A 26,351-nucleotide genomic window follows, 5' to 3' on the forward strand; every position below is an offset into this window, starting at 1 on the left:
ACGCTATGAGGTTCGACTTTCGTGCTCAGGCGCGCTGATCAAGCGACCTGATGGCGCCATGGATGGCTCGCTCGAAGATCGGCCGGTCGAGCTTCACGATCTGCGCCGTTCCGTTCTTCAGGCGCACGGCCAGCGCTTCGGGTGTGATCGATATCGCACAGGGCGAAGCGCTGTTGCTGAACAGGAAGAGCGTGCGGCTACGGTTGATCCAGGTCAGGCGCTCGCGGCGGGTCTGTCCCACCGTGGTGAAGTCCACCCAGTCACCTCGCACCAACTGACGCACTCGGCGAAGATCCGCACGATCCGGTATGTTTTCCCCGTCGAGGCCCTCGCTGGCCGGTAGCGAGATGTCCTGGACGCGGACCCCCACGTCCGTCGCATGGCTGACCTGCAAGGTCGGTCCGGCACCGCGCGGGCGCGCCTTCACGGCCTTAATCGCCTTGGCGGCGCCGGCGTTTTTCGCCCGCATGGCGGCGAGTTGCAGGTCAAGCAGCGTATCCAAGAAGGCCTTGCGCTCGGTGGGCGCCGAACCAATCTCGTCGAAACCGACGTTGATCTCACTCAGCAGTGCCGGCAGCGACGCGGCCTGCCGCTGCTGGTCTCCCGCCACATGCTTTGGCGTGACCGACCGCAGTAAATCGGTAGCGACCTGAAGGGCCTCGACGGTCGGCGCACCTTCCTCGCCGGTCTGCGAGATGCGGCTCTGCACGACGTCGCGCCAGTAGCTGCGGAGGAACTCCTCGATCTCGAATGGCGCCTCCGGCACCAGCACGCGGGCGATGCAGGCATCCGCCACCTTCTGGGCCCGCGCCTGGGCTTCGCGCTTGAGACGCATTTCCTCCTCGCGGGCGAGCACTGCGTCGGCCAGCGCGCGATTCTGCTGTTCGTCGCGTTCCTCGCACTCGGAGAGGAAGGCGTCCAGCTCGGCGTTGGCGGAATCGAACACCGCCATGTCACCGTCGTAGGTGCTCTGTACCTTGTCGACCAGCTCGGAGAGCTTCAGATAAAACGGGTCTTCCGCGTTGACGACCTTGCCCAAGCGCACGGCAACCACCGACAGGCTGTCGAGGAAGAGCCGTGCCGGGTGGCCCCGGTCGGCGAAGAAGCGCTGGTTCAGCATGGCGGCCTGCAGCACCGTCGTCTGCAAACGGGCCACCAGTGCCTTGATGCCATCCGCGACGTTGGGATCGCTGAAAATCAGGTCGAACAGCTTGGCGACGATGTCGAGCGTCACGGCCTCAAGTGGCTTCACGTCGCGCGCGGCGCCGCTGTCGCGCACCATGCGTACGACGTTAGTGTGCGTGCCGGGGGTTCCCGCCTGCGGCACCGCCTGCAGCGTTTTCAGCGAGTTGAACAGCTCCTGGCTGGCAGTCCCTGACTTGGGCATGTCTCTGGCGCCCGTCTCGACTGTGCGCGCCTGAACCAGGCGGTCGAGGGCGCTTGCCACCTTGGTGGATTCCTCCGCTACTTCGTGGGCGTCGACCGGCACCGGGTCCCGGTAACTGCGCTTGAGCGACGGCAGGATGTCGGCCTCGATCATCGCCTCGTTGACCACCCGATAGAGTTGCGGCATCTCTATGGCCATCTGGTCGCCGATCAATTGCAGCAACAGGATGAGCGGACCCGTGTCGGTCGTGACCTCGACGCACGCCGCCTCGATGCAGGACCACAGCGCGGCGACATTGAAGGTCTTGTCACCAGGTTGCATGGCCCTGCGCAGGACGAGGTAATTGATTCGCCGCTCCAGCGGCTTGGTCTCGTCGCGGCAGGCCAGGGTCACGCGATCCAGCACCTCGCGCATTGCAAGCTGGACGGATTCCTCAGCTGCGCTCAGCAGCCGCAGGTTCTCCTGATCGGCCAGGCCGTAGCCCGACTTCGTAGCATGCACGGCGCGCGCCGCGAGATTGGCCCTGAGGGAAGAGGCCACCCTTCCCCACTGTGTCGGAAGGGCCAGCTTGAGCGAGGCGGCGGCTCTGCTCTCGGCACGGTCGCGGCTGGTATTGATGCGCGTGATCGCCACCTGAGTCAGCACGGGCCCCAGTTCCTCGAACAACTCGCACAGGTCGTTCTCCATCTGCGCACGGCAACCCGCCACGAGCTCACCGAGGGGGGTGGCGCCATTTTCGGTCATATCAGGCCTGATTCCGAGAATCGTTTCCGCCAATTATTACTCGAATGCACTCTCCGCACGTCACGCGATCGTCCGAAACGGCACAGTCAGCGACCGACAAAACGTCGGCGACTGTCGCATTGGCATAAAAACGACACGGCCTAGTGCATTGTTTTTACTCGTTTATATCCTCGTTCGGATATAAAAATCGCCCTGGCACAGGTCCTGCAAAGTAGCGGTTAGTCGATGCAATCCGGCATCTCCAACCAGCGAGGACATCATGGCCTACAAAATCATCACCTCTTCGTGTACCGCCTGCGGCGCCTGCGAAATCGAATGCCCGAACACGGCGATCAAGGAAAAGAACGGCACATTCATCGTCAAGCCGGAATTGTGCACCGAATGCATCGGTCATTTCGATGATCCGCAATGTCTGGTCGCCTGTCCGTCCGACGGCACGGTGGTGATCGACAAGAGTGTGCCGCGTTACCAGGCCGCCTGAGGAGGATCGCCATGCACAGCGTAGTCTGCATCAAGCAGGTGCCCGACTCGGCGCAGATCCGGGTCCATCCGGTCACCAACACCATCATGCGCCAAGGCGTGCCGGCGATCATCAACCCCTACGATCTGTTCGCGCTGGAAGAAGCCTTGCGGTTGAAAGACCGCTTCGGCGGAACGGTGACCGTGATCACGATGGGGCCGCCGATGGCCGAGGTGGCGCTCAGGAAGTGCCTGTCCTTTGGCGCCGACGACGCGATCCTGGTATCCGACCGCGCCTTTGCCGGCGCCGACACGCTGGCCACTTCGTACGCGCTGGCGGCGGCGATCGGCAAGATCCGCGAGAACATGCCGGTCGATCTGATCTTCACCGGCAAGCAGACCATCGACGGCGACACCGCACAGGTCGGTCCCGGCATCGCCAGGCGGCTCGACTACCAGCTGCTGACTTACGTTTCCGCGATCCGCGAGATCGACCACGAGAAGCGCGAAATCCTGGTCGAGCGGCGCGCCGAAGGCGGCGTACAGGTGCTGAAAACCAAGCTGCCCTGCCTTATCACCATGCTCGAAGGCACCAACGAAATGCGCTACGGCGACATGGACGACATGTTCCGCGCCGCGCGCCACCCGCTCAAACAGTGGGATCGCCTCGCGGCCGGGATCGAAGACCCGAACGTGGTCGGCCTGAAAGGCAGTCCGACCGTCGTAGGCAAGGTCTTTGCGCCGAAGCCGCGCAGTCAGCGCGCCGAGATCATCGAGACGGTCGACAACGACCCGAAGAATCTGGTCGTCACGCTGCTCGCCAAGGTGTTCACCCAGCATCCCAAGCTCGAACGCGAAATAGAACGTCTGGCCAAGTGAGGACGAAATCATGAACGAACCCGTCAAGAAGCCGGCGCGCAAGAAGGTCGAACTCGACCCGCGCTTCGTCAATTACAAGCACGTCTGGGTGTTCATCGAGGCCGAACGCGGCGTCGTCCATCCGGTGTCGTGGGAACTGCTCGGGGAAGGCCGCAAACTGGCCGACGCCCTCGGCGTCGAACTCGCCGGTGTGGTGATGGGCCCGCCGGGCGAGCGGACGCGCCAAATCTGCGGTGAGGCCTTTCACTACGGCGCCGACCTCTGCTATCTGGCGCAGGACGAAGTGCTGCGCGACTACCGCAACGAACCCTACACCCGCGCACTGACCGAACTGGTCGATACCTACCAGCCGGAAATCATGCTGCTCGGCGCCTCGACGCTGGGCCGCGACCTCGCCGGTTCGGTGGCGACGACGCTGGCTACCGGCCTGGTCGCCGATTGCACCGAACTGGTGATCGAAGCCGATTCGCGCAACCTCGCCTCGACCCGGCCGACTTTCGGCGGCTCGCTGCTCTGCACGATCATGACCCAGCGCCACCGGCCGCAAATGGCGACCGTGCGGCCGCGGGTGATGGCGATGCCCGACGCCGACACCGCGCGTAGCGGCCGCATCGTCGAGCACAAGCTGGCCATCATCGAAAGCTCGATCATCACCAAAGTGCTCGAATTCATCCCCGACGCGCAGCAGGACAAGCCGCAGCTCGCCTTCGCCGACATCATCGTCTCCGGCGGACGGGGCTTCAAGAAGCAGGAGAACTTCCAGCTGGTCTGGGACCTGGCCAAGGTGCTCGGCGCCGAAGTCGGCGCCTCGCGGCCGATCGTCCAGGCGGGCTGGGTCGAGCTCGATCGTCAGGTCGGCCAGTCCGGCAAGACCGTGCGGCCCAAGCTCTACATCGCCGCCGGCATCTCGGGTGCGATCCAGCACCGCGTCGGGATGGATGGTTCGGACGTGATCATCGCGATCAACAACGACCCCAACGCGCCGATTTTCGACTTCGCGCACTACGGCATCGTCGGCAACGCGATGCAGATCCTGCCTGCGCTGACCGAAGCCTTCCGCGCCCAGATCGCGCTAGCGCGCCGGGCCGGCTGAACCGCAATTCGAGGAGAAAACTCATGGCCGAAAAATTTGACCTCATCGTCGTCGGCGCCGGCATGGCCGGCAACGCCGCCGCCTACACGGCCGCCAAGGCAGGGCTGAAAGTCCTGCAGATCGAGCGCGGTGAATATCCCGGCTCGAAGAACGTGCAGGGCGCGATCCTCTATGCCGACGCGATCGAGAAGATCATTCCCGATTTCCGCGAATCGGCGCCGCTCGAACGCCACCTGATCGAACAACGCGTCTGGGTGCTCGACGACGATTCCTACGTCGGCAGCAACTACCGCTCCGAGGAATTCAACCGCGAGCCGTACAACCGCTACACCATCATCCGTGCCCAGTTCGACAGGTGGTTCTCTGAACAGGTGACGAAAGCCGGCGGCCTGGTGATCTGCGAAACGACGGTGCAGCAACTGTTGATGGACGGCCAGCGCGTGGTCGGCGTGCGGACCGACCGCAAGAACGGCGACGTCTTCGCCGATTGCGTGATCCTCGCCGACGGCGTCAATTCGCTGCTTGCCAAGCGCGCCGGCTTCCATGAGGAACTCAAGCCCAAGGACATCGCGCTGGCGGTCAAGGAAATCCACTTCCTGCCGCAGGAGACGATCGAGGCGCGCTTCAACATCGGCGAAGACGAGGGCGTGGTGATCGAAATGGCGGGCAAGGTCACCGCCGGCATGATGGGCACCGCCTTCCTCTACACCAACAAGGAGTCGATCACGCTCGGCATCGGCTGCATGTTGTCGGACTTCAAGAACCAGAAGATCACGCCTTACCAGTTGCTCGAACAGATGAAGGAACACCCGGCGATCAAGCCGCTGCTGGCCGGTTCCGAGATGAAGGAATACGCCGCCCACCTGATCCCCGAAGGCGGCTACAACGCCATGCCGCCAGTCTATGGCGACGGCTGGATGATCGCCGGCGATGCCGGAATGTTCGTCAACGGCATCCACCGCGAAGGCTCGAACCTGGCCATGACCACCGGCCAGATCGCTGCGCAGACGCTGATCGACCTCAAGACGGCGGGCAAGGAGTGTTCGGCTAAAAACCTCAAGAACTACCGCGAGCGCCTCGACCAGAGCTTCGTGATGAAGGACCTCAAGAAGTACCGCCACATGCCCGAGGTCTTCCACAAGAATTCGCAGTTCTTCACCACCTACCCCGAACTGCTCAACCGCGCCGCGCACACCATGGTCAAGGTCGACGGCATCGACAAGAAGAGCAAGGAACGCGAAATTCGCGGCAGCTTCGTGCAGGCCCGTTCGCTGTTCGGCCTGCTCGGCGACGCCTTCAAGCTGTGGCGTGCCTTTCAGGCCCGCTGAGCCGCGCATGCGCCACTGAAAAACTGGAGAACGTCATGATCAAGGTCGAACAGAAGCTGTTTCAGAACCGTTACCGGGTCGACGCCGGGCGGCCGCACATCAGCATCAAGCAACCCGAGTTATGCACCAATAGTTGCCCCGAGCAGCAATGCGCCACCTGCTGTCCGGCCGGCTGCTACGTCGCCGAGGGCAACGGCAAGATCGTCCTGATTACCGATGGCTGTCTGGAATGCGGCACCTGCCGAATCATCTGCGACACGCATCGCAACGTCGAATGGGACTGGCCGCGCGGCGGCTTCGGCATTCTTTTCAAATTCGGCTGATTGATCCAGGAACAGGCGCTGCTCAATGAACGATATCCATGTTTTTCTTGCCCACGCCGTTCGGCTCGAGGCCGAGGCTGCCCGCCGTTTCGAGGAGCTGGCCGAGCAGATGCGCTCGGCCGGCAACGCCGAGGTGCAGGACTTCTTCAAGCAAATGGCCGAGTTTTCCCGCCGCCACCTGGCCGAAGCCACGGCTCGCAGCGGCTTTCGTCCGCTCCCCGATCTCCAGCCCGACGAGTTCCAGTGGCCTGACGGCACCAGCCCGGAGACCGCCGCCTGGAGCGGGGTGGACGGCATGATGGGGGTGGAGGACGCGCTGCAGCTCGCGCTGGAAAGTGAACGTGCCGGGCACGCTTTTTATGCAATGATCGCGACGAATACCACCAATCCTCGGGTCAAGGCCGCCGCTGACGAATTCACGCAGGAAGAAGCCGAACATGTGGCCGAGCTTGAGCGCTGGGTGCTGCGCTATGGTGTGCCGGGATAGCGGATTTATTGAGGAGCAGAAAAATGGCCAACTGTTGCCACGACAAAGGCTGTGCGCTCGACGCGCTGCGCAACCGGCAGGGGCGCACCTTGCGGATCGTGCTGGCGATCAACCTCATGCTGTTTCTGATCGAACTGAGCGCCGGTATCGTCGCATCGTCGACTTCCCTGATGGCCGATTCGCTGGACAGCCTTGGCGATGCGCTGGTCTATGCCTTCAGCCTCTACGTGCTGTTTCGGAGCGAACGCTGGAAGCTGGGCGCCGCCTTGCTCAAGGGACTGATCATGCTCGGCTTCGGTGTTGCCGTTACGGTGGCCTTGGTCCATCGGGCGCTGGCGCCGATCGTTCCGGTGGCCGAGATGATCGGCGGCTTCGGATTGTTCGCACTGGCCGGCAACCTCGCCTGCCTGATCCTGCTGACCCGGCATCGCAGCGACGACATCAACATGGAGTCGGTCTGGCTCTGCTCGCGCAACGACATCATCGCCAACGTCGGCGTGATTCTGGCCTCGTTTGGCGTTGCGCTCACCGGTTCGATGTGGCCGGACTTCGCGGTCGGCGCAGTGATCGCGGCGATTTTTCTGCGCTCGGCGCTCTACGTGGTGTCGCAGGCGATCCGGGGATTGCGAGGGCTGGATGGCGATCGAAGCTGCACGATCTGACCGACAAGTATCGGTCAGATCGCCGCATTCTTAGTTCGCCAACGGCGGAACCGAGCGCGCTTGCCCGGGGCGCCGCTTATTGCTCGACGAAGGCGCGCTCGATCACGTAGTCGCCCGCCACGCCGATGTGCGGCGAAATGTGGAAGCCGAAGCCGTCGAGCATCTTGGAAATTTCCTTCAGCATCGCCGGGCTGCCGCAGATCATGCCGCGATCGCTTGCCGGGTCGAGCGGCGTGTCGCCGATGTCCTCGAACAGCTTGCCCGACATGATCAAGTCGGTCTGCCGGCCTTCGTTGCGGAAGGGTTCGCGGGTCACCGTCGGGTAATAGACCAGCTTCTCGCGAATCAGGTCGCCCAGATATTCGTGATCCTTGAGATCCTGCTCGATGTAGTCGTGATAGGCCAGCTCATTGGTCCAGCGGACACCGTGGATCAGGATGACCTTCTCGAAACGCTCGTAGGTTTCGGGATCGTGGACCAGGCTCATGAAGGGAGCCAGTCCGGTGCCGGTGGCGAACATGAAGAGCCGCTTGCCGGGTTTCAGATCGCGCAGCACCAGCGTGCCGGTCGGCTTCCTGCTGACCAGCAGCTTGTCGCCCGGTTTCAGGTGCTGCAGGCGCGAGGTCAGCGGGCCGTTCTGCACCTTGATGCTGAAGAATTCGAGGTGTTCCTCGTAGTTGGCGCTGGCGATGCTGTAGGCCCGCATCAGCGGCTTGCCATCGACTTCGATGCCGATCATGACGAACTGGCCGTTGATGAAACGCAGGCCGGGGTCACGCGTGGTGCGGAAGGAAAAAAGACCGTCATTCCAATGATGGACGGAGAGGACAGTTTCTTGCAGTAGATTGCTCATGATTCAAGGTTTCGTGGGGAAGGTGAAGAAAGCAGCGGAACTGAAATGCTCATGATTCGAAGCGGTAGCCGACGCCGATTTCAGTCAGGATGAAGCGCGGTTGCGTCGGCGTGTCTTCGATCTTCTGGCGCAGATGTCCGACATAGACCCGGAGATACTGATGGTTCTCGACCGCCTGACCGCCCCACACCTGCGCCAGCAGGTGGCGGTGGGTCAGCACGCGGCCGGGATTGGCGGCCATATAGACCAGCAGGCGATATTCGATCTGGGTCAGGTGGATCGGAACACCCGCGCGGGTGACCACCCGATTGACGCAGTCAATGGCATAGTCGCCGAATTCGATCTTCGGGGCGGCGCCCTGCAACTCAGTCGGCCGGCGGCGCAGCAGGGCGCGAACGCGGGCCAGCAACTCGGCGACACCGAAAGGTTTGGTCAGGTAGTCGTCGGCGCCGGCGTCGAGAGCTTCGACCTTGCTTTCCTCTTCCGAGCGGGCCGACAGCACGAGGATGGGAACCGCGGACCAAGTCCGATAGTCGCGGATGAAGTCCACCCCGTCCCGGTCGGGCAGGCCGAGGTCGAGGATGACCAGATGGGGCAGTCTTGACGCGGCCTGCACGGCCGCGTGGCCGGCCGTTGCCGCCTCACAAACGGCAAAGCCCTCGCATTCGAGCGCCGTCACCACGGCTTCCCGGATCTGCCGTTCGTCTTCGACGACCAGAATGGTTTCAATACCGCTGTCGCTCATACCGGGAGTTCCATTTCGTCGAAGTCGGGCGGGGTACCGACCGGCAGGCGGATGCGGAAGCAGCTGCCGCCGCCGAAGCGGTTCCGTGCCGTGATGTTGCCGCCGTGTGCTTCGACGATGGTCTTGGCGATCGACAGGCCAAGTCCGATGCCCGGTACGTCCGACTCGACGCGACCGCGCTGGAACAGGTCGAATATCTTGTCGATCGCTTCGGCGGGAATGCCGGGGCCTGAATCACAGATCGAGAGTTCGACATCGCCGGCCAGTTGCCTGGCGGCGATCTCGATCGGAGTATCCGCCGGCGCGTATTTGATCGCGTTCTCGATCAAATTCCACAGCACGCGCTCGATCAGGACGGCGTCAATGTTGATCGGCGGCAACTCAGCCGAAACATCGACCGTGATTTCACGGTCTTTCCACTGGGCTCTTACCTGTTGCAAGGTCGCCCCCAAGACTTCATCGACGGGTTGCCAGGCGGTTTTCAGTTCCAGTTTCCCCGCGCTGAGCCGCGCCATTTCAAGCAGATTGGTCATCTGCCGGCTGATCGACAGGGCCTGATTGCGTATCGCTTCGAGCACCGTTTTCTGGCGTTCGGGAGAAACCTTGCCCAAGACGACCGTGTCAACCATGCCGACCAGCGCCGTCAACGGCGTTCTCAGATCATGCGACAGGGCAGAGAGAACCGAGCTGCGCAAGGATTCTGCGGCGTGCTTGATTTCGGTGGCCCGGGCAATTTCGGCAAAGTGTGAGCGTTCCAGGGCGACGGCAAGCACCGAAGCTGCGGTTTCGATGTATTCGACGGCGGCGTCGGAACTGACACCGGCCAAGGCGGTCTTGAAGCGCAAAACCCCTTGTGTTCCGCTGGCGGCATTGAGCAAGACATAAGCATAGGAATGTCCGTCGCGGGTCGGGCTCGAAATGAACATTTTCTTTTCGGCACATTGCCTGACCAACGCCGGTTTGGTCAGCGGGTCGAGCTCCTGATCCATTTCGGACGGCGTGATGACTCGAATGTCTTGCGCCTGCACCGATGCCTCAAGGAAGCGGCTTGCCGATTGAATGACCTCGTCGCGGGTCAAGGCACCAGCCAGGGCTTGGGCGAAACCGTAAAGTTCTGCACTCTCGCCGGTTTTTCGGGAGGCGAAGTCCGCGTGCTGTTTTAGGCGGGAGGTCAGGTGGCCGACCAGAATGGCCACCACCAGCATGATGACGGCACTCAGCAGATACTGCGTTTCGGTGATCGCCAGTGAAAAGTGTGGCGGCACAAAAACATAGGCAAAGCTCAGCGACCCGAAAAGTGCCGCCGCGATCGCCGGGCTGCGACCGAATCTGACGGCAATGATCACGACGGCCAGGACGTACAGCAGCGCGACGTTGGACAGGTCGAGAAAAGCGCGTGCCGGACTGAGCAGCAAGGAACCGGAAGAAATAACCAGCACCGCCCAAAGATGTCCCGCCATGGCCGGAGAGTAAACGGGTTTGGGCAGAAGATTCATAGGCTGCGATGCTATGAAGATGCGTATAAAAATGCCATAAATGAGCTGTTGCATCGCGGCACTGGGCCGTTTCATTGCTGCTCGTAGCGGCGGCCGTCGAGGCCGAGCACACCACCTCCATCTACGCCGGAACGGCCCCCCACTCCCGACCCGAAGACAAGCCGCATCCTGCGGGCTATAAATCAATTGTCGGCCAGGCAGGCGAACGGGATGACGGCTCACCCGGCGTCGCTTGCGCCGGTCCGAGGCGAGGCTTGGTTGGCTGCACGCGGTATGCGGCCGGCTGCCGCTCCACTGCCGACGTCGGCGCATGGAACGAGCGGATGCCTTGTCGGGCTTGCCCTGGAAACGCAGACCCTGGAGAGTGTGATGCTTCCGCGTGCCGATGACCCCCCTCGCCGCGAACCCCTTCCGCATCGCTGGCATGTGCTGCAGATGTTGCGGTCGATGCATGCAGGACATCCTTTCATCCACCTGTGGGATCTCTCCTGCCTCACGCACCTCGAAGGCGCGCCGATGGCGGTGCATTACTTCGGCTTTCTGGAGCGCAACGGCTACATCGTGCCGTGTGCGAAGGAAGGAACGCGCGCGCACTATTACACCTTGTCCGCCGACGGGGTCGCGCTTTACGAGGCCGGGGAACGGTGGTGGCGCACCTTGCGGTGGCGGCAGAAGTATTTGGTGATCTGGCACGGTTGAGGCGGCGCGCGGCTTTGCGCACCGGCGTTTCCCGCGCGCGGCCTCATGATTTTCTGTAGTGCGATTCCGCGGACTTTTGGACGCGGGACTGTGCGCGGGTCCGTAAAGTTGGTACAAACGCCCCACGCGGCGTACTCCAACCGACAGGATCCGGAATCATGTTCGCTTCCACCCGCAAATCTCCCGCCTCCTCCCCGCGCACGCGGCTTCGACCACTTCCCCTGGCACTGCTCGCCTGTGTGGGGGCCTCCGCCGTGGGGGCCGCGGAGCCCGCTCCGATACTGAACCCGGTGGTCGTCACCGGCAGCCGCGTCGAGGCCGAAAGCTTCGATCTGCCCTTCTCCGTGGATGCGGTGGATATGCAGGCGGTGCAGGCGAGCAATCTCGGCGTGAATGCGTCCGAGGCGCTCGCGGGGGTGCCGGGACTGGTGGTGCAGAATCGCCAGAACTACGCGCAGGATCTGCAGATTTCGGTACGCGGCTTCGGCAGCCGGGCGGCCTTCGGCGTACGCGGGGTGAAGCTGATCGCCGACGGCATCCCGGCCAGCACACCGGACGGACAGGGCCAGGCGGCGACCTTCAACCTCGACACGGCCGAACGCATCGAGGTGATGCGCGGGCCCTTCTCCACCGTGTATGGCAACCATGCCGGGGGCGTGATCCAACTGTTCTCGCGCGACCCGAAGGGTGCGCCGACGCTGCGCGGCGGGGTGCTGGGCGGTTCGTGGGGCACGACCAAGGTGGACATCGGCGCCGAAGGCGAAAAGAACGGCGTGGGTTATGTCGTCGACGCGTCGCGCTTCGATACCGACGGCTACCGCGACCACAGCGCCGCGACCCGCGATCAGCTCTTCGGCAAGCTGCTGTTCCGCCCGGATCAGGACAGCAAGCTGACGCTGGTGGCGAATGCGCTGCGGCAGGACGATACGGACGATCCGCTGGGGATCAGGTGGGAGACCTACAAGGACGATCCGCGCGACGGGGAAATCGACCAGACCGACACGCAGACGCCCAAGCGCACGGTCGCGGAACGCTACGACACACGCAAGAGCATCGACCACCGTCAGGGCGGCGCGACGTACGAACGGCGTTTTGGCGCGGGGCGGCTGCAGCTTTCAGCCTACGCTGGCGAGCGCAGCGTGATCCAGTACCAGGCGATTCCGCGCGGACCGCAGCTGGCACCGCGCCATTCGGGCGGCGTGATCGACTTTGACCGCAGTTTCCACGGTCTCGGCGCGCGCTGGATCCATACCCTTGCGGCTGGTCCGGGAGACCTGACGCTCACGGGCGGCATCGACTACGATCGCTCAGAGGATGCGCGCAAGGGCTATCAGAACTTCCTTGCCAGCAACCCCAATGTATTCGGGGTGAAAGGTGCCCTGCGCCGCGACGAGACCGACACCGTGACCAGCGTCGACCCGTACGTGCAGGCGAGCTGGAAGCTCGACAAGTGGACACTGCAGGCGGGACTGCGCCACAGCGACGTGAAGTTCGAGGTCGACGACAAGTACATCGTGACGAACAACCCCGACGATAGTGGCGACATACGCTATCGCAAGACCACGCCGGCGCTGGGCATCGTCTATCACCTGAGTCCGGTGGTGAACCTGTACGCGAGCGCGGCGCGCGGCTTCGAGACGCCGACGCTGACGGAGCTCTCCTATTCCGGCACGAGCTCGACGGACGGTTTCAACTTCGGCCTGAAGCCCGCGACCAGCAAGCAGTACGAGCTCGGAGCCAAGGCCTTCGTGGGCGAGAACACGCGCGTGAACGTCGCCGTGTTCGAAATCCGCACCAAGGACGAGCTGGTGGTCGACACCGCTGCCGGCGGACGCACGGTGTTCAAGAACGCGGGCTCGACGCTGCGCCAAGGCATCGAGTTCGCGGCCGATACGGAGTTTTCGCGCAACTGGCGCGGACGGCTGTCGGTGACGCAACTGCACGCGATCTACAACGAGGATTTCATCACCGGGCGATCGCCCAACGAGAAACTCGTGAAAGACGGCAAGCGCATCCCCGGCATCCCCGCGCTCTCCGCCTATGCCGAGCTGGAATGGAAGCCGCGTGCAGGCCTGGCTAGCGCCGTCGAGGTTCTGCACCGGAGCAAGATCTACGTCGAGGACACGAATGTCGAGCGCGCCGCACCGGGTTACACGCTGGCTAACCTGCGCCTGACGGCCGAGCAGCGGTCGGGGAACTGGACCTTCCAGGAGATGGTGCGCGTGGATAACCTCTTCGACAAGGAACATGTCGCGTCGGTGATCGTCGGCGACGGCAACAAACGTTTCTACGAACCCGGCCCGACCCGCAGCGTGTACGCGGGCATCAAGACGAGCTACCGATTCTGACCGGCCCCGCACTCCTCCTTCGCGGCGTCCTCCTCCGTCACGGCGACCGCTTCCGCCCTGCCCGGCTCGTTCGGGCGGGGCTCGTTTTTTTTGTCGCAGCCCTGCTCGTGGCGGGTACCGGGACGCGGGCCGCGGACGACATCGTCGTGCGCGAGCTGCATCCGCTCGCCTACGCGGACGCCCGCGCGGCACTGCTCGACGCCTTCGTCGACGAGGGGCTGGCGCCGCCGGCGGTGAGCCCGTTCGGCGACATGCTCGTGCGCACGGCGCCGGATCTCGGCCACCGCGCGGACTTCTACGGCGAGGCGGAGATCTTTTCCTTCTGCAGCGCGCAGGTCTCGGGCCGCATGATCGCCGAGGATGTGCGCAACATCGCGCTGTGCCCGATGACCGTGGCGCTGTACACACTGCCCAGCCAGCCGCGCACGGTCTTCCTGGCCACACGCCCGCCGGCGCTGAAGTCGCCCGCCGGCGAGTTCGCCCGCGCCCTGCTGCGCCGCATCACCGGGCGCACTGCCGACAACGCCGGCCTGACGCAATGATCGCCGCCAGCCGGGCGCCATAGCGACAGGCGACAGACGTCCCCCGAACCCGGATTCGTGAGAAATTGGGTGCCCGATCGTCATTTGGTATCCGCCCGTCACCGTAATACGTTAGATTTAAAAGGATTGATCGTCTCCCCAGCGAATCAGGTGGCGTGTGAAAGCTCCGCAGCTCAACCGGGTCGTGCTCATCGCGTACGCCGCAGTGATCGGGCTCGCGGGCTTCGGCTTCTATGAGTTGTGGTCCTTCCGCGTCGCTGCGGCGCTGCGCCTTTCCGGCGAAAGCCTGCAGGCCATGAGCGGCGCGCTCGACGCCACGGCGAAATCCGCGACCGACCACGTCGCGATCCTGCGCGTGGAGGCGGAACGCGCGCTGCGCGACGAGGTCGTCCATGCGCGCAACCCGCTGCGCAAGGCGTTCGCGGCGTTTCCCGAACCGGGCCTGTTCGCGACGACGCACGTCCCCGAGGACGTGCCGCCCGGCCTCGGAGCGTATGTCTTCGGCCGTGGCGATCCCGCGGCCTTTCCCCCGCCGATGGAACGCGAGGTCGACGTTGCGCTGCACCTGATTCCGGTATTCCAGCGCGTCCGCGAAAACGTTCCGCAGGCGGCGTGGGTGTATTACACGTCGCGCTCGGGCTTCGTCAGCATCTATCCGCTCGATGGGCAGTGGAAGTACCTGACCTGGCGCGACGAGATGCTCACGCACCCGGTCGTCACGCGCTCAGCGCCGGAGAACAATCCGGATCGCGCGCTGCGCTGGAGCGAGGCCTACGTCGACGAGGCGGGCAAGGGCATGATGAGTTCGCTGACGGCCCCCGTCTACGACGCAGCTGACCGGTTCCGTGCCATCATCGCGCTCGACATCACGCTCGCAACCCTGAACGGCTACCTCGCCGGCCCCGGCATGGAGATCGGCCGGATGTTCGTCGCCAACGAGCAGGGCCAGCTGATTGCCGATCCCGAAATCGTCAAGCAGGGCGATTCCGAAGTCCGCCTCGTCGATCGCACCCTGCCGCGCGAGCTCTCCGGCCACCTTCCGCAGCTCGTCGACGTCACGAAAGCCGGATATCACGAGCACGAGGGCTGGCTGCTGGCAGGCGTGCGCCTGAAGAATGCGCCATGGACGGTGTACCACGTGGTCGATCGCTCCGCACTGGGCTGGACGACGCTGCTGCACATGCACGTCGAGAGCATTGCGATGCTACTGATCGTGCTGGCCGGTGTGCTGCTGGAACAGCGCCGCCGCGCCGCGCACCGGTTGCGCCTGTTCAAGGTGGCAGTCGATGCGAGCACCTCGGGCATCATCATCACCGACCGCTCCTCGGCGATCGAATACACGAACCCGGCGTTCTCGCGCATCACCGGCTACCCTGCGCGCGAGGCCCTCGGGCAGAGGCCGGCGCTGTTCCGCTCCGGCAGGACGCCGCGCGAGGTGTATGCGGACCTGTGGAAAGTGATCCTGCGCGGCGAGAGCTGGCAGGGCGAGCTCCTCAACCGCCGCAAGAGCGGCGAGCTGTACTGGAGCGACCTGCGCATCGCGCCCATCCTCGCCCCCGGCGGCGAGCCGCAGCAGTTCGTCGGCGTGATGAACGACGTTTCGGCGGCGAAGGAGGCGATGCAGGCGCTGGTCGACAGCGAGTCGTACAACAAGACCCTGTTCGAGCATTCGCACATCGCGCAGGCGATCCTGGACCCCGGCACACGCCGCTACATCGACTGCAACGACGCGGCGGCGGCCCTGTGCGGCTACCCGGACCGGCAGAGCATGATCGGCCGCTCGCCGCTCGACCTGGCCGCGCCGGTGCAGCCGGACGGGCGTCCTTCGGGCGAGGCCGGCAACGACCAGCTCTCGCGCTGCCTGGACGCGCGCGTGAGCGCGTTCGAGTGGCGCAACCGTCGCCCGGACGGCGAGGAGTGGGACGCCGAGATCCGCTGCATGAGTTTCCGCCATCGCGACCGCACACTGCTGCAGCTGAGCATGCAGGACGTCACCGAGCGCAAGCGCATCGAGACCCGCATGAAGCAGGCAATGGTGGTGTTCAACGCGTCGAGCCAGGGGATCATGACCACCGACGCACATGCGGTGATCACGGCCGTCAATCCGGCATTCACCGCGATCACCGGCTACACCGCCGAGGAGGTGATAGGGCGCCGGCCTTCGATGCTCTCCTCGGGGCGCCACGACGAGACCTATTACAGCAACTTGTGGGAATCGCTGACCCGGAAGGGGCGCTGGGAATCCGAGATCTGGAACCGGCGCAAGAGCGGCGAGATCTACCCGCAGTGGCAGACGATCTCTGCCATTTACGACGACCGCGGCGCGGTCACCGGCTACATCTCGCTGTTCAACGACATCACCCAGCGCAAGCAGCAGGAGGAGGCCATCTGGCGCCAGGCCAACTTCGACCTGCTGACCGGCCTGGCCAACCGCAGTCTGCTGCAGGACCGCCTCGATCAGGCGATGACGCATGCGCGGCGCAACCGTACCCACGTCGGACTGCTGTTCCTCGACCTGGACGGCTTCAAGTGGATCAACGACACGCTGGGGCACGACACCGGCGACGAACTGCTGGTCGAGGTCGCGCGCCGCCTGACCTTCTGCGTGCGCGAGCAGGACACCGTGGCACGCTTCGGCGGCGACGAGTTCACGATCGTGGTGCACGACCTCGCCGAGCCCGACGACCTGAACGCAATCGCCGAGAAGATCGTCAGCGTGCTGCGCGATCCGTTCTCGCTGGGCGGAATGCAGCACCGCATGTCGGGCAGCGTCGGCATCACCGTTTACCCGGACGACGGCGAGGACGTGCAGACGCTGTTCCGCAACGCCGACATCGCGATGTACAAGTCCAAGCAGGCCGGCAAGAACCGCTTCCAGTTCTACGCCCGCGACATGCAGAGCGACGCCCTCGCGCGCCTGAAGCTCGAGGCGGACCTGCGCACCGCGCTCGAACAGCAGGCCTTCTCGCTGCACTACCAGCCCATCGTCGACGCCGACAGCGGCGAACTGGTCGGCGCCGAGGCGCTGATCCGCTGGATCCACCCCGAACGCGGCCCGGTGTCGCCGCTGGAATTCATCCCCGTGGCCGAGGACAGCGGCCTCATCATCGGCATCGGCGAATGGGCGCTGCGCGAGGCCGCACGCCAGTCCCGGGCCTGGCGCGAACAGGGACACGGAGCGCTGCGACTGGCGGTGAACATGTCCGGCGTACAGTTCCGCGAAGCCGGGCTGCCCGACCTGGTCGCCGGCGTGCTCACCGAATTCGGCATGGATCGCGGCAGCCTCATGGTCGAGATCACCGAGTCGGTGCTGATGGGCGGCAGCGAATCGATGGAAGCGCGCATGCGCGACATCAAGGCGCTGGGCATCGGCTACGCGCTCGACGACTTCGGCACCGGCTTCTCGTCGCTGTCCTACCTCAAGCGCTTCCCCGTCGACATCGTCAAGATCGACCGCAGCTTCATCAATGACTGCCCGGACGACCGCAACGACGCGCATCTCGTCGAGGCCATCATCAACATGGCCCACAGCCTCGGACTGCACGTCACCGCGGAGGGCGTCGAGACCGACGAGCAGGTGACCTTCCTGCGCGAACTCGGCTGCGACTTCCTGCAGGGTTACCTCATCGGCAAGCCGCTGCCGCCCGAGGAGTTCGAGGCGATGCTGCGGAAGCACTTCCTGCTGCCCTCGATCGACGATCTCGGCCCTGAAGAGTCCCGCTTGCTCACGGCACTGCGCCGCGACGACCTCGACGTCGACGGCTGGCTGCGCCGGCTGCTTGGCGAACGCTCGCCCGACCTGGCTGCGTTCCTGGAACGGGAAGGCTGGAAGCGGCACGGTCTGGACCTGAAACAGGCCATCGTGGCCCACCTCAACTGGCGCAAGCGGCTCAATGCCTACATCAGCGGGCGCTCCGTCGCCGACGCGCTGGAGGAGTCCGAAGCCAGCTCGGTGAGCCTGTGCCAGCTGGGCCAATGGATCGACGGCAACGATGCCCTGGCCGCCGACCGCCTCGCGCATCTCGCTCGCATGCACAAGGACTTCCACAAACTGGCGGGGCAGATCGTCGCCGACTATAACCATGGCTATCAGACCTCGGCGCGGCGCGCGCTCGCCGGCCTGAAGTTCCGCACGGCGTCGCGCGACCTCGTGATCGCGCTGATCGACTGTTTCGACGACCGGAGCGGCCCCGGCGGCTGAACGCCGCCCCTTCCCATCCCCCGCGAGTTTCCCCGACGACAGGAGTCGAGCCCATGCTGACCGCCACGCAGAAGAAGACCGCCGAGAGCATCGTCAATCTTTTCGAGACCGGACAGGTGCTCGGCGACTACGGCATGGTCACGATCATCCGCGGCGACAGCGGCCACCTCACCTACGGACGCTCGCAGACAACGCTCGGCTCGGGCAATCTCGGCAAACTGCTGCGCCAGTATTGCACCGCGCCCGGCGCCGAATTCGCACCGCTGCTCGACCGCTACCTGCCGCGCTTCGACACCGTCGACCTCGCACTGGACAACGACGGCGCGCTGCACAACATCCTGCGCGCGAGCGCCGACGACGCGGTGATGCGCGACGTGCAGGACGCCTTCTTCGACGAGAACTACTGGCAGCCGGCAATGCGCGCGGCCGCCCGCGAGGGCATCGCCTCACCGCTCGGCTGCGCCGTGGTGTATGACAGCTTCGTGCACGGCGCGTGGAAGGCGATGCGCGACCGCTGCAACGCCGCGCATGGCAGCGTGGCCGACGCGGGCGAACGGAAATGGATCGCCGGTTACGTCGCGACGCGGCGTGCCTGGCTCGGCGGCCACGCGCGCGCCGACCTGCGCCCCACCGTGTATCGCATGGATGCCTTCCAGCGCCTGATCGACCAGGGCTACTGGAACCTCGAGCTGCCGCTGGTGGTGCGCAGCGCCGAAATCTCGCCCGCGACCCTGGCCGCCCTGCCCCCGGGCTGTTTCGACGGCCCGGCCCCGGGTTCGCGTCCGCTGTCGGTCGGCTCACCGATCATGCGCGGGCTCGACGTGCGCCGCATCCAGCTGGGCCTGTCGCTGCGCGGCGTAGACATCAAGGCCGACGGCCTCTTCGGCCAGACCAGCGCGCGCTGCATCAAGGCCTGGCAGGCGAAGAACGGCCTCCCCACCACCGGCGTCGCCGATATCGCACAGGTCGCACGGCTGTGCTCGTTCGACGACCTGACGGTTTGACGAAGACCGGTTTGACAAAGAAGTGAGCGGCCTCTAAACAGATAATTAAACAGAATAAATGCGCGACACCGCCCCGTCCCGGGAGCGGCAGCGCATACCCCGACAGCAAGGTTGCGCCCGATTCCGTCCGCATCGCTCCGGCGTGCGGCCGGCAAGGTGCCGCCGCGGGAGGCGGGGATGCTCCGGACCCGAAGGAGAATCTCATGGCAAGACGCGCGCTCTGCATCGGCATCAACAACTACCCCGGCACCGACAGCGACCTCTCCGGCTGCGTCAATGACGCCAGCGACTGGGCCGCCGCCCTCACCGAACGCGGCTTCTCGGTGACCCGCCTGCTCGACTCCGCGGCGACCAAGGCGGCGATGGTGCAGGCCATCGACACCCTCATTACGGGCGCGGCGAAGGGCGACACGATCGTGCTCACCTATTCCGGCCACGGCACCTGGCTGCCCGACACCGACGGCGACGAGCCCGACGCCCGCGACGAAGCCTTGTGCCCGTGGGACATCGGCAGCGGCAATGCGCTGCTCGACGACGAGCTGCACGACCTCTTCAGCAAGCGTGCCGGCGGCGTGCGCATCATGCTCATCTCCGACAGCTGCCACTCCGGCACCGTCACGCGCGGCGACGAAAGCGATCTCGACCCCGGCATGCCGCGCGCACGCTTCCTGCCGCCCGCGGTATGGATGAAGCGCGACGCCCTGCCTGCCGACACGGTGCGCCCGGCGCGGCTGTCCGGCGGCTTCACGCGCGCCGGTGGCGACCTGCTGCTCGCGGGCTGCCTCGACACCCAGTTCAGCTGGGACACGAGCTTCAACGGCCGCCCCAACGGCGCCTTCACCTTCTATGCGCTGAAAACGCTGAAGAACCTGCCCGCGACGGCGACCTACGAGCACTGGTTCAAGGAAATCCGCAACTACCTGCCCTCCACGCGCCTGCCGCAGGATCCGCAGATCTTCGGCACCCGCACTGCGCGCCGCTTCAAGGTCTTCGCGTGACGCCCGCGCGCCGGCCTTGAATCGCCGGCGCGCCCCCTTCCCCACCGCAGCAGGAGGCCCGGATGCCGGCACCGCGCAAACCGAGTGAACTCGTCTTACACCTGCCGGGGATGCGGCGCGAGGCCGACACCCTGCCCGGCGCGCTGAAGGCCGGCACGCGCGCGACCGGCGCCGCGGCGCCCGATCCCTTCCTCGACGGCGTCGTCGCGGTGAAGACCGCTTACGCCCTGACCGCGCCCGGGCGCGACGCGACTGCCACGAGCGACGCGCACATGCGCGAGGATAGCCTGCTCGCACTGGAGACGGGCGACGGCACCACCGTCTTCATCCGCGCCGACAAGCTCAGGGAAGACCTCGCGCGGGTGCGCCCCGACGCCGTGCGCGCCGACGGCTCGATCGACTTCGCCGCCCTGCACGACCCGGCTGCGGCCGCGCGCGGCATTCCGGACTGGCTGTGGTCGGGCGTGTCGGTCCTCACCCTGGGGCACGACGCGATCGCCGACGTCGCGCGCGACAAGGCGCTGGAATGGCTGCAGGACTGGCTGGGCGAGCGCAACGAGGATCTCGCCGCGCCCGGCGCGTCGTGGCTGGGGACCAAGGCGCTGATGTGGGCGATCGAAAGCCGCCTCGCGGGTGAACCGGGGCTCTATCAGTGGCGCGACGGCGACGGCCTCGCGGGCGCCGACCGCTGCACCGCCAACGACCCGCGCCTCGCCGCGATCGGCGACGCACCGACGCTGCTCTTCATCCACGGCACCGCCTCGCACACGCTCGGGAGCTTCAAGGATCTGCGCGCCGGCAGCGCCGCCGCCGACTGGGAGCCGCTCGCACGCCGCTTCGGCGAGCGCATCTTCGGCTTCGAACACCGCACCTTCTCGGAAAGCCCGATCGACAACGCGCTACAGCTCGCCCGCACGCTGCCCGCCGGCGCCCGGCTGTCCGTCGTCACGCATTCGCGCGGCGGTCTCGTCGGCGACCTGCTGTGCCTCGCAGGCCTGAGCGACGACGCCATTGCCGCCTATCGCCACGCCCCGCCACCCAACGCGGACGAATCCGAGCGCGAAAAACGCCTGCGCGACCTCGTCACCGCGCGCGAGCAGGACACGCTGCGCGCACTGCGCCAGGAGCTCGCGGACAAGAACTTCCGCATCGAACGCTACGTGCGCGTCGCCAGCCCCGCGCGCGGCACGACGCTGCTCTCGGACAACCTCGACCTGTTCCTTTCCGGGCTGCTGAGCCTGACCGCCCGACTCGTCGGCGCCGTGACCGGCCCTGCCGGCGGCGCGGTGCTGTCGGCGTTCAAGCGCATCGTGCTGGAGATCGCCGACAAGCGCGTCGATGCGCGTCTCGTCCCCGGCATCGAGGCGATGCTCACCGACGCGCCGATGGGCACGCTGCTCGCGACCGCGCAGCGCAAGCAGGGCATCGCGATGGCCGTCATCAGCGGCGACATCCAGGAAACCAGCGTGCTCAAGCGCCTCGGGGTGATGTTCACCGACTGGATGCTGTTCGACAACCACGACAACGACCTCGTGGTCGACACCGACTCGATGTACGCCGGCCTCGCGATGCGCAACGAGGCGCGCTACCTCTTCGACCAGGGCGCCTCGGTCAATCACTTCAGCTACTTCGCCAACCGCCACACCCGCAGTGCGCTGCGCGACTGGCTCACGAGCAACGACCCGGCGGCCCTGCCCACGTTCAGCGCCATCGCCCGCCGTCGCGAACCCGGCGCCGCCGAGGCGCGCGATCGCGCCGCCAGCCGCGCCGCCCTGCGCGAGACGCCGCGCCCGGACAGCCGCCCGGTCGTGATCTTCCTGCCGGGCATCATGGGTTCGCACCTCGAGGTGCGCAAGGAAGGACGCAAGGCGGGCGACGGCGACCGCGTGTGGTTCGACTTCCTCGACCTCGCAACCGGCGGCCTCGCGAAGGTTGCGATGGACCGGGCCGACGTGCGCGAGGAAGCCCTCTTCGACATGTTCTACGGCGACCTCGCCGAGCATCTCGAAGCGACGCACTGGGTCATCCGCTTCCCTTACGACTGGCGCAGGCCGATCCACGCTCCGGATGGCGCAGCCGAACGCCTCGCCGACACCCTTGAGAAGGCGCTGAAGACGCACCCCAACCAGCCCGTGCGCCTGCTCGCGCACAGCATGGGCGGCCTCGTGTGCCGCACGATGATCGCGACCCACCCCGACCTGTGGGCCGAGGTCGTGCGCCGCCCCGGCGGCCGCCTGGTGATGCTGGGCACGCCCAACAACGGCTCGCACCTCATGGTCGAGACCCTGCTCGGCAAGTCCGGCACGATGCGCAAGCTCGCGCGCATGGACCTCGGCCACGGCATGCAGGGCGTGCTCGACATCGTCGCGGGCTTCCCCGGTGCGATGCAGCTGCTACCACGCCCCGGTTTCGACGACGCCGGGCCGACGCTGCACGCCGACTGGCTGCGCGCCCCCGTCTGGCCGTCCGCCGCCAAGGCCAACCGCGACCGCTGGTTCGGCGACGGCATCGCCGGACAACCCGGCAATGCCACGCTCACGGCCGCCCGCGGCCTGTGGGAGGGGCCGCTCGCAACCAACGACGCGCCGCAGCCGGTCGAGCGCGTGACCTACGTCTTCGGCCAGGCCGAGAACACCCCCTGCGGCACCACGCTCGAAGGCGGCCAGATCAAGATGATCGGCACGCCGCAGGGCGACGGCTCGGTGAGCTGGGCATCCGGGCGACTCGACAACCTGCCGCCCGAGCAGCACTGGTACATGCCGGTCGATCACGGCGCGCTGACCGGCACCGAGGAATACTTCCCCGCCGTCGCGGACCTGCTGCAGACCGGCACCACGAGCCGCCTCGGCCGCCTGCCCGCCACGCGCGCCGCCGCCGCCCCGATCGCCAGCTACGACGCCCCGCCGCCCGTGCTGCCGACCGAGGAAGAACTCGTCTGCAGCCTCGTCGGCACCCGTCCGCGCCGCCGCCGCCCGGTGTCGGCGATCCATCCGCTGCAGGTCTCGGTCAGCGCGATGGACCTGCGCTTCGCGCGCCAGCCGATCCTGTGCGGCCACTACCAGGGCGACGGGATCGCCGGTGCCGAGGCCGCAATCAACGACGCACTGGTCGACGGCGCCCTGCGCCAGCGCGAACGGCTCGGCGTCTATGCGGGCGAGATCGGCTCGGCGGCCATCGTGCTGCAGGCGCGCAACCGGGAAGACCGCCTGCGCGGAACCGGGCGCGGCGCCGTGATCGTCGGCCTGGGTCGATTCGGTCAGCTGTCCGCCACCGACATCGCCGAGACCGTGCGTGCCGGCGTCCTGCGCTACCTGCTCCATTCGCACGACCGCCAGGGCACCGAGGGCGGGGGTGGCGGGGACGAGGGCGACACCGAGCTCACGCTCGCGAGCCTGCTGATCGGCTACAACTCCACTGCCCACATCAGCGTCGACGACTCCATCGAATCCATCGTGCGCGGCGTGCTCGCCGCCAACCGCCAGTTCGCCGAGGCGATGCCGCTCGCGCGGCTGCGGGTCGCGCGCCTGGAACTGATCGAACTGTTCATGGACACCGCGATCAGCGCCGCGCGCGCGGTGCGCCAGCTGCCCGCGCGCATGGCCGGCGACCTGCGCCGCCTGGAGGCGCGCATCGAAGTCGCCGAGCAGCTCAACGAGGGCGAAGGCGCCCGCCCGCGCCTGTCGGTGTTCGCCCCGTTCGGCTACTGGCCGCGCATGCTCGTCACCGCGGACGACGGCCCCGCGGACGGCAGTGCGCAGCCCCCGGCGGGCGGCAGCCGGGCGATCGCCGCACGGCTGAAGTACGTCTTCCTGTCCGAACGCGCGCGTGCCGAAAGCGTCCTGCACCAGCGCCAGCCCGGACTCGTCGAGGCACTGGTGCGCAACGCGATCACCCAGGACCATTACAACGCCGACCTGTCGCGCACGCTGTTCCAGCTGATGGTGCCGCTGGATTTCAAGGCGGCCGCACGCGAGGCCGAACAGCTCGTCCTCGTCGTCGACAGCTACACCGCGAACCTGCCGTGGGAGATGCTGCAGGCCGACGAGCAGCCGATGGCACTCAACACGGCGATCGTGCGCCAGTTCGCCTCCGCCCGCTTCCGCCGCAACCCGCTCAGCATCACGCGCAAGGTCGCATGCGTGATCGCCAACCCGTCCACCCACGGCTATTACGCCCAGTTCGGCGATCCTGCGCGAACGCTGCCCGCAGCGCCGGACGACCATCTGGCCGATCTGCCCGGCGCGGCGGCCGAAGGCGCGGCGATCCGCGACCTGCTCGGCGAGTGCGGCTACGACGTCAGCTACGGCGAAGGCATCGAGGCGCTCGACGTGTTCGCACGCCTCTTCCGCCAGCCGTGCAAGGTGCTCGTCGTCGCAGCCCACGGCGTGTTCGAGGCCACGGCGCGCGACGGCACGCAGCGCACCGGCGTCGTCCTGTCCGACGGCATGCTGCTCACCGCCGCCGAGGTGTCGCAGCTCGAAGTCGTGCCCGAACTCGTGTTCCTCAACTGCTGCCACCTCGGCGCGATGACGGCGGCGCCCGACACGGCGAACCGCCTCGCCTACAGCATCGCATGCGAACTGATCGAGATCGGCGTGCGCTGCGTCGTCGCGGCCGGCTGGCAGGTAAATGACGAGGCCGCCCGCCTCTTCGCGACGAGCTTCTTCGAGAGCTTCGTGCGCGACGGCAAACCCTTCGGCCAGGCCGTGTTCACCGCCCGCAAGAGCGCATGGGAGCAGTTTCCGCAGTACAACACCTGGGGCGCCTACCAGGCCTACGGCGATCCGCACTACATGCTGGAAGCCCCTGCCGACGACAGCAAGGCGCGGGTCCCCACCAACATCGTCTCGCCCGTCGACCTCATGGACACCTTCGCCCGCCTGCGCGTCGACCTGTCGCACCGGGCGCGCAGCGTCGCCGACGTGGGGCGCCATATCGCGGCCGTCCTCGCGCAAGTCCCGGCCGCGTGGACGGATCTGCCCGAAGTGCAGGCCGTCATCGGCGCGACCTGGGCGGAGCTCGGCAGCGAAGGCTTCGAACGCGCCTGCACCGCCTATTGCCTCGCGCTCGCCGGCGAAGACCGCAGCGGACGCGTGCCCGTGCGCATCATCGAGCAGCTCGCCAATCTCGAAGCGCGCATGGGCGAGGCGCGGGGCGACGCGACCCTGATCAAGTCGGCCATCGCCCGCCTCGACAGCCTCATCGCGCTGGCGAAGCCGATGCCGCCCGGCACGACCCCCATGCCGTCGAACGCCGAACGCAGCGCCCTGCTCGGCAGCGCCCTCAAGCGCGAGGCGGCCGTGCTCGCCGCGCAGAACGTCGACTGGCCTCGCGTGCGCACGGTGCTGGCGCGCGCACGCGAGGCGTACGCCGGCGCCGAGGGCACGCCGGGCGATGCGGGCTTCGATCCCTACCTCATGATCAACCGCCTGCAACTCGACTGGCTGCTCCTCGAAGGCGACGACGACGCCGCGCGCAAGCGCGCGACCGAACAAGCGACCATGTGCGCCGAGGCTGCGCGCGCACTGTTCGCGCGCAGCGGCGACTTCTTCGACGCGGTGAAACCGGCCGACGCCGAGCTCGCCGCACTGCTGCTCGCGGGAATCGGTGCCGACGACGGCCCGAAGCTCGCCGGCCTCTACGAGCAGGCGATCGCCAACGTGCCGCGCAGCGCGCGCAAGTTCGACTCCGTCGTCAAGCAGATCTGCCTGCTCGCGCGTCTGGCCGCCCTGCGCGACCACCCCGGCGATGCGATGCACGCCCGCGTGCTGGGCGAGTTGGCACGCAGCCTCGGCCAGCAGGACTGCCCCGGGTTGCCGCCGCCGGCCCCCTCCCCGACGACGCCCGCAGCATCTCCGACGCCAGCCGCGAGCGCCCCGCGCAAACGCGCCCCCGCGCGGTCGCATCGCGCCAAACCTTCATAAGGCGGGGCGCCGACACCTCCGTTCCCCCAGTTTCGCCGAAAGCCCAGCGCAGGGCTTCGGCAGGCTCGGGGCGAACGGCATTTCGTCGCCTGCGCCTCGTCGTCGTCCCGAATCGGGCTCACCCGCAAACGCCGCGCCGGCGCCTGCCCGATTATACCGTGGGCATTATCCAGTGCTCG

18 protein-coding genes are annotated in these 26,351 nt (G+C 66.4%); 14 read left to right on the top strand and 4 right to left on the bottom strand.

Annotated elements, in window-relative coordinates; all coding sequences use genetic code 11:
- Positions 1 to 25: 25 nt before the first annotated feature.
- On the bottom strand, positions 26 to 2,131 hold the full coding sequence (locus tag BW991_RS15900) for a DUF1631 family protein (protein ID WP_076603091.1): 2,106 nt from the start codon (positions 2,129 to 2,131) through the stop codon (positions 26 to 28).
- A gap of 259 nt (positions 2,132 to 2,390) precedes the next feature.
- Here BW991_RS15900 and BW991_RS15905 point away from each other — a divergent pair, with 259 nt between their 5' ends.
- The 7 genes from BW991_RS15905 (at position 2,391) to BW991_RS15935 (ending at position 7,362) form a co-directional block, all read left to right on the top strand.
- Positions 2,391 to 2,612 (top strand): 4Fe-4S binding protein, encoded by a 222-nt coding sequence (locus BW991_RS15905; RefSeq protein ID WP_076603092.1) that lies wholly within the window; start codon positions 2,391 to 2,393, stop codon positions 2,610 to 2,612.
- 11 nt (positions 2,613 to 2,623) lie between these two features.
- Positions 2,624 to 3,469 (top strand): electron transfer flavoprotein subunit beta/FixA family protein, encoded by an 846-nt coding sequence (locus BW991_RS15910; RefSeq protein ID WP_076603093.1) that lies wholly within the window; start codon positions 2,624 to 2,626, stop codon positions 3,467 to 3,469.
- Positions 3,470 to 3,479: 10 nt separating this feature from the next.
- Positions 3,480 to 4,562, top strand: a complete 1,083-nt coding sequence (locus tag BW991_RS15915) for an electron transfer flavoprotein subunit alpha/FixB family protein (RefSeq protein ID WP_076603094.1) — start codon at positions 3,480 to 3,482, stop codon at positions 4,560 to 4,562.
- 23 nt (positions 4,563 to 4,585) lie between these two features.
- Positions 4,586 to 5,890 (top strand): FAD-dependent oxidoreductase, encoded by a 1,305-nt coding sequence (locus BW991_RS15920; protein WP_076603095.1) that lies wholly within the window; start codon positions 4,586 to 4,588, stop codon positions 5,888 to 5,890.
- Positions 5,891 to 5,925: 35 nt separating this feature from the next.
- Positions 5,926 to 6,213, top strand: a complete 288-nt coding sequence (locus tag BW991_RS15925; RefSeq protein WP_076603096.1) for a ferredoxin family protein — start codon at positions 5,926 to 5,928, stop codon at positions 6,211 to 6,213.
- A gap of 25 nt (positions 6,214 to 6,238) precedes the next feature.
- Positions 6,239 to 6,700 (top strand): ferritin-like domain-containing protein, encoded by a 462-nt coding sequence (locus tag BW991_RS15930; protein WP_076603097.1) that lies wholly within the window; start codon positions 6,239 to 6,241, stop codon positions 6,698 to 6,700.
- A gap of 98 nt (positions 6,701 to 6,798) precedes the next feature.
- Positions 6,799 to 7,362: a cation efflux transmembrane domain-containing protein gene (locus tag BW991_RS15935; protein ID WP_244551727.1), complete on the top strand. Its 564-nt coding sequence runs from the start codon at positions 6,799 to 6,801 to the stop codon at positions 7,360 to 7,362.
- A gap of 76 nt (positions 7,363 to 7,438) precedes the next feature.
- On the opposite strand, the gene BW991_RS15940 is transcribed toward BW991_RS15935, so the two are convergent.
- From BW991_RS15940 to BW991_RS15950, 3 genes are read right to left on the bottom strand one after another with little or no spacing between them, the layout of a single operon-like run.
- Positions 7,439 to 8,215: a ferredoxin--NADP reductase gene (locus BW991_RS15940; RefSeq protein WP_076603099.1), complete on the bottom strand. Its 777-nt coding sequence runs from the start codon at positions 8,213 to 8,215 to the stop codon at positions 7,439 to 7,441.
- 49 nt (positions 8,216 to 8,264) lie between these two features.
- Positions 8,265 to 8,960, bottom strand: coding sequence for a response regulator (locus BW991_RS15945; RefSeq protein ID WP_076603100.1), 696 nt, complete (start codon positions 8,958 to 8,960; stop codon positions 8,265 to 8,267).
- Positions 8,957 to 10,531 carry an ATP-binding protein gene (locus BW991_RS15950; RefSeq protein WP_244551724.1) on the bottom strand — a complete coding sequence of 525 codons (1,575 nt, stop codon included), beginning with the start codon at positions 10,529 to 10,531 and terminating at the stop codon, positions 8,957 to 8,959. The genes BW991_RS15945 and BW991_RS15950 overlap by 4 nt, the downstream gene beginning before the upstream one ends.
- A gap of 294 nt (positions 10,532 to 10,825) precedes the next feature.
- Here BW991_RS15950 and BW991_RS15955 point away from each other — a divergent pair, with 294 nt between their 5' ends.
- The 7 genes from BW991_RS15955 to BW991_RS15985 all read left to right on the top strand — a co-directional run bounded on the left by BW991_RS15955 (position 10,826) and on the right by BW991_RS15985 (position 26,172).
- Complete coding sequence (locus tag BW991_RS15955) at positions 10,826 to 11,155, top strand: hypothetical protein (protein ID WP_076603102.1); 330 nt, start codon at positions 10,826 to 10,828, stop codon at positions 11,153 to 11,155.
- Between the two features lie 158 nt (positions 11,156 to 11,313).
- Entirely contained in the window at positions 11,314 to 13,503 is a 2,190-nt protein-coding gene (locus BW991_RS15960) for a TonB-dependent receptor family protein (protein ID WP_076603103.1), read from the top strand.
- Positions 13,504 to 13,610: 107 nt separating this feature from the next.
- Entirely contained in the window at positions 13,611 to 14,045 is a 435-nt protein-coding gene (locus tag BW991_RS15965) for a DUF302 domain-containing protein (protein WP_088179622.1), read from the top strand.
- A 157-nt stretch (positions 14,046 to 14,202) separates the two neighbouring features.
- Complete coding sequence (locus tag BW991_RS15970; RefSeq protein ID WP_076603105.1) at positions 14,203 to 18,246, top strand: EAL domain-containing protein; 4,044 nt, start codon at positions 14,203 to 14,205, stop codon at positions 18,244 to 18,246.
- Between the two features lie 53 nt (positions 18,247 to 18,299).
- Positions 18,300 to 19,250 (top strand): chitosanase, encoded by a 951-nt coding sequence (locus tag BW991_RS15975; RefSeq protein ID WP_076603106.1) that lies wholly within the window; start codon positions 18,300 to 18,302, stop codon positions 19,248 to 19,250.
- Between the two features lie 203 nt (positions 19,251 to 19,453).
- Positions 19,454 to 20,248, top strand: coding sequence for a caspase family protein (locus tag BW991_RS15980; RefSeq protein ID WP_076603107.1), 795 nt, complete (start codon positions 19,454 to 19,456; stop codon positions 20,246 to 20,248).
- 62 nt (positions 20,249 to 20,310) lie between these two features.
- Positions 20,311 to 26,172, top strand: a complete 5,862-nt coding sequence (locus BW991_RS15985) for a DUF7379 domain-containing protein (RefSeq protein ID WP_084205115.1) — start codon at positions 20,311 to 20,313, stop codon at positions 26,170 to 26,172.
- Positions 26,173 to 26,351 lie beyond the last annotated feature (179 nt).

Origin of the sequence: Aromatoleum tolulyticum (assembly GCF_900156155.1) — a bacterium.
Classification (GTDB): domain Bacteria; phylum Pseudomonadota; class Gammaproteobacteria; order Burkholderiales; family Rhodocyclaceae; genus Aromatoleum; species Aromatoleum tolulyticum.

What these genes read in the sequence shown, in the direction of transcription:
- BW991_RS15980 (WP_076603107.1), top strand. Translation starts at nt 19,454, where the DNA reads ATGGCAAGACGCGCGCTCTGCATCGGCATCAACAACTACCCCGGCACC.
- BW991_RS15925 (WP_076603096.1), top strand. Translation starts at nt 5,926, where the DNA reads ATGATCAAGGTCGAACAGAAGCTGTTTCAGAACCGTTACCGGGTCGAC.
- BW991_RS15950 (WP_244551724.1), bottom strand. Translation starts at nt 10,531, where the DNA reads ATGAAACGGCCCAGTGCCGCGATGCAACAGCTCATTTATGGCATTTTT.
- BW991_RS15975 (WP_076603106.1), top strand. Translation starts at nt 18,300, where the DNA reads ATGCTGACCGCCACGCAGAAGAAGACCGCCGAGAGCATCGTCAATCTT.
- BW991_RS15955 (WP_076603102.1), top strand. Translation starts at nt 10,826, where the DNA reads ATGCTTCCGCGTGCCGATGACCCCCCTCGCCGCGAACCCCTTCCGCAT.
- BW991_RS15905 (WP_076603092.1), top strand. Translation starts at nt 2,391, where the DNA reads ATGGCCTACAAAATCATCACCTCTTCGTGTACCGCCTGCGGCGCCTGC.
- BW991_RS15910 (WP_076603093.1), top strand. Translation starts at nt 2,624, where the DNA reads ATGCACAGCGTAGTCTGCATCAAGCAGGTGCCCGACTCGGCGCAGATC.
- BW991_RS15940 (WP_076603099.1), bottom strand. Translation starts at nt 8,215, where the DNA reads ATGAGCAATCTACTGCAAGAAACTGTCCTCTCCGTCCATCATTGGAAT.
- BW991_RS15945 (WP_076603100.1), bottom strand. Translation starts at nt 8,960, where the DNA reads ATGAGCGACAGCGGTATTGAAACCATTCTGGTCGTCGAAGACGAACGG.
- BW991_RS15930 (WP_076603097.1), top strand. Translation starts at nt 6,239, where the DNA reads ATGAACGATATCCATGTTTTTCTTGCCCACGCCGTTCGGCTCGAGGCC.
- BW991_RS15985 (WP_084205115.1), top strand. Translation starts at nt 20,311, where the DNA reads ATGCCGGCACCGCGCAAACCGAGTGAACTCGTCTTACACCTGCCGGGG.
- BW991_RS15915 (WP_076603094.1), top strand. Translation starts at nt 3,480, where the DNA reads ATGAACGAACCCGTCAAGAAGCCGGCGCGCAAGAAGGTCGAACTCGAC.
- BW991_RS15900 (WP_076603091.1), bottom strand. Translation starts at nt 2,131, where the DNA reads ATGACCGAAAATGGCGCCACCCCCCTCGGTGAGCTCGTGGCGGGTTGC.
- BW991_RS15960 (WP_076603103.1), top strand. Translation starts at nt 11,314, where the DNA reads ATGTTCGCTTCCACCCGCAAATCTCCCGCCTCCTCCCCGCGCACGCGG.
- BW991_RS15920 (WP_076603095.1), top strand. Translation starts at nt 4,586, where the DNA reads ATGGCCGAAAAATTTGACCTCATCGTCGTCGGCGCCGGCATGGCCGGC.